Origin of the sequence: Megasphaera geminata F0357 (assembly GCF_000239275.1) — a bacterium.
Classification (GTDB): domain Bacteria; phylum Bacillota; class Negativicutes; order Veillonellales; family Megasphaeraceae; genus Megasphaera; species Megasphaera geminata.
The window spans coordinates 47,844-51,010 of sequence record NZ_JH417605.1 but is presented as its reverse complement, the minus strand read 5'-3'; the positions used below and the strand labels follow the sequence as shown (position 1 = coordinate 51,010).

Here is a 3,167-nt window from a genome sequence, read left to right as displayed (position 1 = left end):
CGCAAAACAATACCCCGTTCATTAAATCGCCGGGCCACCTCACAGCGGTAAGCCGCACAGACCGAATAAGAATCAATCCATTCAGCCGGCAGGATAACATCATAAAAGTAAGCATCTCCGTCCATGCCGGACAGGCCGCCGACGGTTGCTCCCGCCTTTAAGCCGGGCCGATCGGCTACGGCTTTTAATGCATCCTGTAAAACGGGAATAATCATATCGGGGCCGTATTCTTGTGAAACGGCTATACGCACTGCGCCGAAATAGGTCTCCTTTGAATAATTCGTCACTGTATCAATAAGACCGTTCGGCACAATATGAACAACGTGATCCGTCGACTCGATCTTCGTTGTCCGCAGCGTAAGTTCAATAACCTTACCGGTTATGCTTTTTATCTTGACGATATCACCCAAAGCATATTGATTTTCCACAAGGATGAAAAAACCCGCCGCGAAATCTTTAACCATGCTTTGTGCACCGACACCGATAGAAAGTCCGATAATGCTGACGCCGGCCAGAAGAGATGTCGTATCAATATCCAGCTCTTTTAATACCGAAATAAGAGCAAAAAAGCAAAAGACGGCAAAAATGATATGTTGTGTAATGGATAACAAAGTCATGCCCCGTTGTCGTCCGGTATTGCCCATCTTGTTGATAGGAAAGCCGACAAGACGGCTGATAATGAACTCAACGGCCTTATAAGCAAGAAATGTACATGCGAGTATGAGGGCAATACGCACGCTCTTTGTAAAGAAAAGTCCGCTGTATTTTTCCAGCATCATCTGCACATGTTCATTCAAAACGGACACCGTCCTTTCATAATCTGTCTTAATCTTACCGTAAGGACATCCTTTACGCAAGGGATACGCTGGATAGATAAGGCATTTTGTGCTACTATATAATATATTTATATCACTATAAAGGAGTTTTTGTCATGGTTACGTCGCCGACGACATTGCGTCGCTTATATATATTGTTATATATATTCGGAACAATATCTCTCCTCGTGGCCGTGTGTGCCCTTTTCTGGATTGCTTACTGTATCCTTATAGGCGCGGAACCGTTGGCAGCGTTGGTTCTCCTGCCCGAGAATACCCGTATCTTCGCCTTGCCGGCTCTCCTTATCAGCATGCTTGCAGGCGGAGCTGCTTGGAACAAGGGCGCCAAATTGCAACAACGTGAAAAAGATTTGATACACAGAAGGTAGAATCGTGAAAAAAACCGAATTTATGGATCTTCTGCGCTATTATTTTCGTCATAGCGACAAAAAGGACTTGCGTGAAATTCTCTCGGATTGTGAAACCCGCTTTCATCAAGGTGCCCGCAAAGGTATGAGCGAAGATGAAATTTGCGCACAACTGGGTTCACCGAAAAATATATACCGCTACTATATGGGTAAACCCGTCATCCCCGCAGATAATCCCGTCATCGAACGGCATTATGCCGGCGGGTATGACAGAGTTCCCCGCTACAACCGCGATAAAGCGCGGGCTTACGATTGGAAGCGTGAGCCGGAACAACGGCGGAGACAGGCAGAAAGCCGCCGCCATTATAGAGATTATGAGGAAATCCGTGAAGAACCGATTTATGAAGATACATACGATTACGATGAGCGTTACAGCTATGAAGACGACTTCTTCGACGGAGAGCGGAAACACCGCCGCAAAAGGCCGGTACAAAGGGGTACAGGCGCTTTAGAGCGTTCGTTTTACACATTTCTGGGCGGAATCTTCTCTTTCCTGGGTAAGATTTTCTTTCTTCTCTTTCTCATTGCCTTTGTCGGTTCGGTTTTACTCTTTAAATTCCCGATGTATACGGAAATACTGCCCATACCGAAAGTAGGCAAAGAAACGGCAGTATTTTCAACGATTTCTATATTTATGGCCGCAATCGTCACAAAATATATTTCATATATCTGCCACGGCGCTGTAAAAGACACGAAAAAAAGCGATTTTTATCGCTCATAATCCCCCACCCTAAGAGGAATATACCCTTTATTCGGAAAGGGTATGTTCCTCTTCTTGCATTTTATCCGGATGGACTTATAATAAGTGGACAGGCTGATTTTGCCTATATTATTCTCTATTTCCCGGTCAGGAGGTTTTTATTATGGAATTAAAAGGCAGTAAAACGGAACAAAATTTACAGGCGGCATTTGCCGGCGAAGCTCAGGCGCATACGAAATATGAATACTATGCCTCTGTAGCTAAAAAAGCGGGGTATGAGCAGGTTGCGGGATTCTTTGATGAAACATCCCATAATGAAAAAGCACATGCGGCAATCTGGTTTAAATTACTGCACGGCGGCATGCCCGACGTACAAGGCGCTTTAGACGACGCTGCTGCAGGTGAACAGTGGGAAAATCAAAATATGTACCCCGGCTTCGCAAAAACAGCTCGGGAAGAGGGGTTTGATCACATTGCCCGCCTCTTCGAACAAGTGGGCAAGATCGAAAAACACCACGAAGAACGGTACCGTGCGCTTCTCAACAACATAGAAACAGGCGCCGCTTTCAAACGGCCTGAAAAGAAGGCCTGGATCTGTCGTAACTGTGGCTGCATCGTAGAAGCGGAAGAGGCCCCCAAAGTGTGTCCCGTTTGTGCGCATCCGCAGGCTTTCTTCGAATTGTGTGCGGAAAACTATTAAAAATTATTTTACATCCATGCCTATACTGCATATGCAGTATAGGCATGTTTTATAGATAACAAATAATGATTTTCCTTGACGTCATCTATATTTGATATATAATATAACCAGTAACGGATAATAATTATTTATTATATATTCCAAGGAGGTTTTTATTATGGAATTAAAAGGCAGTAAAACGGAACAAAATTTACAGGCGGCGTTTGCCGGTGAAACTCAGGCGCATACAAAATACGAATACTATGCCTCTGTGGCTAAAAAAGCGGGGTACGAACAGGTTGCGGGATTCTTTGACGAAACATCCCATAACGAAAAAGAACATGCAAAGATTTGGTTCAAACTGCTCCACGACGGCATGCCCGACGTAAAAGACGCTTTGCAGGATTGTATCGGCGGTGAACATTACGAAAATGTCGATATGTACCCGGAATTTGCCAAAGTCGCCCGTGAAGAAGGGTTTGACAAAATTGCCGCACTTTTCGAAGGAGTAGGCAAGATCGAAAAACACCACGAAGAACGGTACC

Annotated in this window: 5 protein-coding genes; 4 read left to right on the top strand and 1 reads right to left on the bottom strand. The window is 44.8% G+C overall.

Annotation, left to right across the window (positions count from 1 at the left end; genetic code table 11):
• The coding region (locus HMPREF0080_RS09245; RefSeq protein WP_216436706.1) for a mechanosensitive ion channel family protein at positions 1 to 797 on the bottom strand (797 nt) is incomplete at its 3' end.
• A 134-nt stretch (positions 798 to 931) separates the two neighbouring features.
• On the opposite strand from HMPREF0080_RS09245, the gene HMPREF0080_RS06875 reads away from it, so the two are divergent.
• From HMPREF0080_RS06875 to HMPREF0080_RS10935, 4 genes are all read left to right on the top strand, one after another.
• Positions 932 to 1,204, top strand: coding sequence for a hypothetical protein (locus HMPREF0080_RS06875; RefSeq protein WP_006790664.1), 273 nt, complete (start codon positions 932 to 934; stop codon positions 1,202 to 1,204).
• A gap of 4 nt (positions 1,205 to 1,208) precedes the next feature.
• A complete protein-coding gene (locus HMPREF0080_RS09240; protein WP_006790663.1) occupies positions 1,209 to 1,964 on the top strand; it encodes a DUF1700 domain-containing protein in 756 nt (251 codons plus the stop codon).
• Positions 1,965 to 2,106: 142 nt separating this feature from the next.
• Complete coding sequence (gene rbr / locus HMPREF0080_RS06865) at positions 2,107 to 2,643, top strand: rubrerythrin (RefSeq protein WP_006790662.1); 537 nt, start codon at positions 2,107 to 2,109, stop codon at positions 2,641 to 2,643.
• A 157-nt stretch (positions 2,644 to 2,800) separates the two neighbouring features.
• Positions 2,801 to 3,167: rubrerythrin family protein (locus HMPREF0080_RS10935; protein WP_006790661.1), on the top strand; the 367-nt coding region annotated here is incomplete at its 3' end.

Bases quoted from the DNA above. Each gene is read 5' to 3' on its own strand.
- HMPREF0080_RS06875 (WP_006790664.1), top strand. From the start codon at position 932: ATGGTTACGTCGCCGACGACATTGCGTCGCTTATATATATTGTTATAT.
- rbr (WP_006790662.1), top strand. From the start codon at position 2,107: ATGGAATTAAAAGGCAGTAAAACGGAACAAAATTTACAGGCGGCATTT.